The organism is Terrisporobacter muris, assembly GCF_024621905.1.
In the GTDB taxonomy this organism is placed as follows: Bacteria; Bacillota; Clostridia; order Peptostreptococcales; family Peptostreptococcaceae; genus Terrisporobacter; species Terrisporobacter muris.
The window spans coordinates 1-5,744 of record NZ_JANKBY010000236.1; the positions used below are offsets into that span (position 1 = coordinate 1).

The window sequence follows — 5,744 nt, forward strand, 5'->3', positions numbered from 1 at the left end:
TCTCAATATATAGATTATTATAACAAAGAAAGAATACAGGCAAAATTAAACTACCTTTCTCCTGTAAAATACAAGAAAAAGGTAGCCTAGGTTGTTTTATATTGTTCCACATGAAGGGTGCAGTTCACATTTTCACCAGTCTTTTTACTTGTTTTTTTCTAAGAAATTTAATCAAAAAAAGATTACAATCTTAAGATTGTAATCTTTTTAGTATTCTATTATTTAATTGTTATTTTTTAATTCCATAGTACTTTGTCTTATTACAAGTTCACTTGGTATTATAACCTTTTTGCAGTAAGATCTACTTTTATTAATTTTCTCTAATATAAGATCTACTGATGCACTGGCCAAGTGTTCAATATGAACTCTAACCGTAGTAAGAGGTGGTATGGTATATTGAGATGCTATTAAGTCATTAAATCCTATTATACTGACATCCTCTGGTACTTTAATATTATTTTCATACAAAGCTTTTAACACACCTGTTGCAATTGTGTCTGTACCTACAAAGAAAGCTGTTGGCATTTTTTTAGAACTATTTATAAAATCTTTTATTGCTTCGTATCCAGCTATTGTAGTCATTTCCTTTGTATCTAGAACATTTTCTTCTTTATATAAATCCTTACTTTTCATATATTCTGTATAATTTTTAAGTCTATTATCCATGGTTTTTTCTTTAAAGTCGTCTAGAGTTTTATAACTTCCTATGTATCCTATCTCCCTGTGACCAAGTTCTAATAAGTAGTCTAAAGCTTTATTTGTTCCTAGTTTAAAGTTTACATTTACTGAATCAAACTTTTGTTCATCTGGTGAAGAGTCTAAATAGACAATATTATCACTTATTTCACTTAACATTTTTACTTCTTTTTTACTAAACTTTCCTATGGCTATAACTCCATTTAATTCTTCATTACCAATAAACTTATATCCATTTTCTGATTTATATATATTAACAACTTCTATTTCATTATCAAAACACTCTTTATCTACCACACTCCTTAAAAGTAAGTAATATGGATCTTGTAATTGCTCGCTGTGATTATACATCTCAACGATACCCACTCTTAGTTTATTTATATTAACATTATTTATATTTTTTCTTTGTTTTAAAGTTTTGTATTGTAATTCTTCTGCTGTATCAAATATTTTTATTTTAGTTTCATCAGACACACTTATGCTACTATCGTGATTTAAAACTCTAGATACAGTCCCCACAGATACACCAACACTGTTGGCAATTTCTTTTAGTGTTGCCACTCTTTTACCTCCTCTAAAAACATATTATCTTGCTTGCATAGTCTCCTCTTAAATGTAGATTTGTTCCATGATTCATTAAATAAGCTCCTTACTTATTACTTCATCATTTAGCTTATATTCATAGATTGCTTTTTCATCAAAGTTTCTAAGTTTAACTCTAACTGATCTATGTCCAATTTTTATTTGAGGTAAGAATACAAATAATAAAGCTTGGTCTTCTTTTGTATACTCAAACAGATGACAATCATTGGATGAAGTATTTTCCAATCTGAAGAAATCATCTTCTTGTACTATTTCTCGTATATTTTTGTAATCATACACCATTTCTTTAACTTTTTTACTATATCATAAATAGCTTGAATATGTTCAAAGGACATTTTTCTTTCGTTTTCATTATTAATTTTATTTCCTCCCTATTTATGTTAAACGTTGATGTTTCTTTCATAGTAACATACCATCAATAATATTTACAATAATATTTACTTATTTTTACTATTTTTTACTTACTTTTACCTTTTAATTTTCTTCTTTAATTAATAAGTTTGAAAATTCCATTTTCTTATATGATTTTGAATTTCTTTTATTTAATAGTAAATACTATATCCTAAAGGAGGTTTTTCAATTGAAGAAAGTGAAATTTTTACTACTTAGCTTATTCTTTTTTGTAATTATACTTTCAAATAACTCATTTGGTGAAACTTTTGACTTCACCTCAAATCATATTAAACTAGAAAATAATGAAACATTAACAAATGAATATGGCTATCCCGTACTTAGAGTTACTAATAATACAGACAAAGAATTGGATGTGACATACAGTTTTTATATAAACAAAACTGATTCATCCCATCATTTTAATAATTTTATTATTAAGCCAAAAGAAGAGATATTATTGAAAATCCCAGAATTATCTCATTTAGGTTCTACGGGTGAGACTAGAACTATTTGGTTTAGCTGGGACGAAGAAGATAGAATGAAACCACTACAAAACCAAATTGAAACTATACCTTTTAAAGCAAATTCAACACCTGACTCACAACTTGGTTTAAATTATTAAAATTCAAGGGTGTATCAAAATTAAATTGATACACCCTTGGTATTTGTAAAGGTTCTATTATGAAAGTTCAGCTAGAAGCAATGTTTTTTAATAAACTCAATTGCTGACATAACAGATTGATATAATTGTCCACTAATAAAATGTTCTTTCATCTTATTAGACAAAGTTTGAGATTTAAGCGGCATATATTTTAGCAAGAAATAAAGTTCTACAAAGCCATACTCCATTTCACTATAATTTTGATAATATACCTCTGTTCCACTATTTCGTAGCATTTTAGCATACTTCTCATACTCCAAGCGCAAAGAATCTTCTTCTCCACAAATCATAATAGTCTTGGGCATCCCTTGCAAAGCTTCTTTCGATGCGAAAATAGGTGATACAAATGGATTTTTTAATTCAGCTACGTCATTGACATATTTATCTGGAGATATAAACTTATCACATACTTGTTTATTTAAGTTTGTACTCAAATCTAAATATGGATAGTTCAATATTTGTGTTTTTATGTAATTAGTATTATTTGTTCTATCTAACAAAGCTGCTGATGTGGCAAAATTTGCACCTATACCGCTTCCAAATATTATTACTTTATTCTTGTCAAAATCAAGCTGTGATGCGTTATCCATAAAGTAACAAATCACGTCATAAACATTATTTATGGCACATGGAAACTTACTTTTTCTAAAATTTTTATATGATATAGAAACTACATTGCATTCAAACTCATGAGAAATCATCTCCCAAAATAAATTATCATATGAATAATCATCCATAATAAATTCACCGCCATAAGTACCAAATATAATTGGTGCATTTCTTTTCTTGGCTTTATAATAAGTAACTTCTATCTTATGTCCTTTCAGAGGTAGATACATTGGCTTTCCACTTATACATATTGGTTCAGATTTCTTTTGCTTATTTTTAGCTATTCTTTTAATCTGTTCTTCCATATCTTTGTATGCGGGGATTAGTTCCTGTTTCATTCTTATTCCTCCTCAAATTGTATTCTTGTTCTGTAAATATAATTCTTTAAGTATATTTAAACATAGCAAGCTTAAATTATCCTTAAAGGGGAAAAGACCATGAAAGTCCTTATAGCTTCAGTTGCTATTACAGTACCTTCATGGTCTTATTTTTTTGTGTGTTTATATTTTCAGTGGATTATATTTCATATATATAATTCGCTTATTGTTCTCAAAATCCTCTTATCCTATTATCTAAAAATTTATAATGTTAAAGCACCACTAGGATTTTTCACTTTATTAATATCAATTTCATTTATTTTACAAAAATATCTCAAAAACTCAGTAGCTAAAACTTCATCTTTTGTACCTTTTTTTATATTTACAATATCTATTAGAATTTGTGCTGCCATTTCATCTTCAAAATATCTATGAAGCCCAGAGCTCCATGCAGTTTTTTTAGGACTATTACTATTTTTATGATACTTCCAAAATAACATACTTTTACCTTCTTCAGGTGAAAGTTTAATTTTATACTTGGATCTAGTCCCAACATATCCTTCTTCACTTTTATCTCCACTATATGTTTCATCTACTAAAAATACTGCAAATATGTATCGCTCACTTTCGACCATTTGTGGATTTCGTGTAGTTAGTACACATAAACTGTTTCGTTGTACTTTATTTAATTTCATAGGCTCACCTTTTCTCTCCCCTCTTTGTACAATACCAGCATAAGCCCTCCACTCTCTTAGCATCTGACTTTCATAACATACAAAACCTCCATCATTGCAATATGAGTCTAATTCTTTTCTAGTTATCTCATTATTATGATACTGAAAACAAGGGCATTCTGGAGATTTACACCAAGTTTTATTTTCTATTACTATGTTGTTGTAAATTACATCATCACTACAGACACTAGTATATCCAACTTGTTCGTCTGATTTTCCTCCATCACAAAAGTTGCATTTAAATGCTATATTTTCACGTGGAATCTCCTTTTTCTTTTTTCTTACTGATTTTTTATTAGTTTTAGAATTAATTAAAGCATTTTCTCTTTCTATACGTTGTTTTTCTGCTTTTTCATTTTCTTGTTGTATCTTTTTCTCTTTTATTAAAGTTTTTACATATTTATGAAAGTTTTCATCTGCTGCTTTTAGATATAATTCAAATGCATCAGGAAAAACAAAATCTTTTTCTCCTGTTTGGAAGGATATTTTTATTATGTTGTTTGTAAAATCACAAATTTCGCCTTTTCCAAATGCTTTATGTAAAACTGTTTGACCTATTATATTATATTCCATGATTCCCCCTAATTTGATTGTATTTGGTAAAATATTCCCATCTTTATAAATTTTTTATTTAGTTTTTATCTTTATAGTTATATTATATAGGATTTCAAACCCTTTATCTCTCCATAGTAACAAATCCTACCCTCTTCCTATATTATAAATTAACACAAACTTTTGAAAGTAGGTTATCTTATGAACTTTGATTCAAACATGCTTGAGACTACCTTCTATGAACCCATGACTGAAACTGGACCCGTAGAAGAGAGAAAATACACATTAACTCACTCAGATGAAACTGGAATGTTATTTTTAGATATAGGAGAGGAATACAATTATTCTGCCATAGATGAAAATCTTAGAGATGAACTTCTTGGAAAGTGGAAAAGATATGGTTATAACTCTTTTATTTTAATTTTTTATGCATATGTTGGGGATGGTAATTTTTTAGATGCTTCTATGAAATATGCAGCTTTTAAATATCATATGAAATTAGCTCTTAATGCTGTTTTTTATGGGGATAGAGCTTTACTTGATGAATATGATTATCTTCTTAATACACCTATTTATGTGAAGTTTGATTCTGATATTGCCATGTTTGATAACTATGAACCTTATGGTTATGTGAGAGATTATATATTATAATAAACAAAATCCAAGTTTAACCATATATAAAATAAACACTAAAAATAGAAGTCCTTCCACTCGTTAAAGGGAAAGGACTTCTATTTATCAAACTATCTACTTCACTAACTTTCATCATCCACCTAAAATCTAATAGTCCAAGTACATCTCATCTACAAAATAATCATCTACAGTTCCCTTAAAAACAACATTTTCATCATCGTCAAATAAAACATACTCAAAAGCCTGAATGCTATAACCTGCATTATTATCTTTAAAATCAAAGTCAAAATCTTCATTTATATATACATTTTGCCCTTCCTTAGGATAAATTTCCACCTTCTTTTTCAAAGCAACATAATCCTTGTTTATATGATTTTTTATTAAAGAAGGAGACTTTATTTTTATACTAAACTCTTGAGTTTCATTGCTACAATTAATTATTGCTATTTCCCATGAGTATTAACATTAGTATTAATACAATATAACAAAGGTTTAACTTTTTATTTTTAAATATTTTCACTTATTCCCCTCCAATTAAATCCTTAA

General features: G+C 27.9%; 8 protein-coding genes. 3 read left to right on the forward strand and 5 right to left on the reverse strand.

All coding sequences use genetic code 11. The annotated features are described in order from the left end of the window. Positions 1-9 precede the first annotated feature (9 nt). Entirely contained in the window at positions 10-90 is an 81-nt protein-coding gene (locus tag NSA58_RS21015) for an IS3 family transposase (protein WP_408645542.1), read from the forward strand. Between the two features lie 132 nt (positions 91-222). Here the strand turns inward: NSA58_RS21015 and NSA58_RS14715 are convergent, their stop codons facing one another. Together NSA58_RS14715 and NSA58_RS14720 are read right to left on the reverse strand one after the other, a co-directional pair. Next, a complete protein-coding gene (locus NSA58_RS14715; protein WP_039678135.1) occupies positions 223-1,257 on the reverse strand; it encodes a LacI family DNA-binding transcriptional regulator in 1,035 nt (344 codons plus the stop codon). 75 nt (positions 1,258-1,332) lie between these two features. Further along, positions 1,333-1,581: a GH36 C-terminal domain-containing protein gene (locus tag NSA58_RS14720; protein ID WP_257560629.1), complete on the reverse strand. Its 249-nt coding sequence runs from the start codon at positions 1,579-1,581 to the stop codon at positions 1,333-1,335. Between the two features lie 298 nt (positions 1,582-1,879). Here NSA58_RS14720 and NSA58_RS14725 point away from each other — a divergent pair, with 298 nt between their 5' ends. Then, positions 1,880-2,314, forward strand: coding sequence for a hypothetical protein (locus NSA58_RS14725; protein ID WP_039678133.1), 435 nt, complete (start codon positions 1,880-1,882; stop codon positions 2,312-2,314). A gap of 71 nt (positions 2,315-2,385) precedes the next feature. Here the strand turns inward: NSA58_RS14725 and NSA58_RS14730 are convergent, their stop codons facing one another. Next, positions 2,386-3,300: an alpha/beta hydrolase fold domain-containing protein gene (locus NSA58_RS14730; protein ID WP_039678131.1), complete on the reverse strand. Its 915-nt coding sequence runs from the start codon at positions 3,298-3,300 to the stop codon at positions 2,386-2,388. Between the two features lie 242 nt (positions 3,301-3,542). Then, positions 3,543-4,586 carry a hypothetical protein gene (locus NSA58_RS14735; RefSeq protein ID WP_257560630.1) on the reverse strand — a complete coding sequence of 348 codons (1,044 nt, stop codon included), beginning with the start codon at positions 4,584-4,586 and terminating at the stop codon, positions 3,543-3,545. Between the two features lie 180 nt (positions 4,587-4,766). Here NSA58_RS14735 and NSA58_RS14740 point away from each other — a divergent pair, with 180 nt between their 5' ends. Then, entirely contained in the window at positions 4,767-5,216 is a 450-nt protein-coding gene (locus tag NSA58_RS14740; protein ID WP_039678130.1) for a staygreen family protein, read from the forward strand. Between the two features lie 129 nt (positions 5,217-5,345). Here NSA58_RS14740 and NSA58_RS14745 read toward each other — a convergent pair whose 3' ends face one another. Further along, on the reverse strand, positions 5,346-5,546 hold the full coding sequence (locus NSA58_RS14745; RefSeq protein WP_052232809.1) for a hypothetical protein: 201 nt from the start codon (positions 5,544-5,546) through the stop codon (positions 5,346-5,348). Positions 5,547-5,744 lie beyond the last annotated feature (198 nt).

Bases quoted from the DNA above. Each gene is read 5' to 3' on its own strand.
- NSA58_RS14735 (WP_257560630.1), bottom strand. From the start codon at position 4,586: ATGGAATATAATATAATAGGTCAAACAGTTTTACATAAAGCATTTGGA.
- NSA58_RS14720 (WP_257560629.1), bottom strand. From the start codon at position 1,581: ATGGTGTATGATTACAAAAATATACGAGAAATAGTACAAGAAGATGAT.
- NSA58_RS14740 (WP_039678130.1), top strand. From the start codon at position 4,767: ATGAACTTTGATTCAAACATGCTTGAGACTACCTTCTATGAACCCATG.
- NSA58_RS14730 (WP_039678131.1), bottom strand. From the start codon at position 3,300: ATGAAACAGGAACTAATCCCCGCATACAAAGATATGGAAGAACAGATT.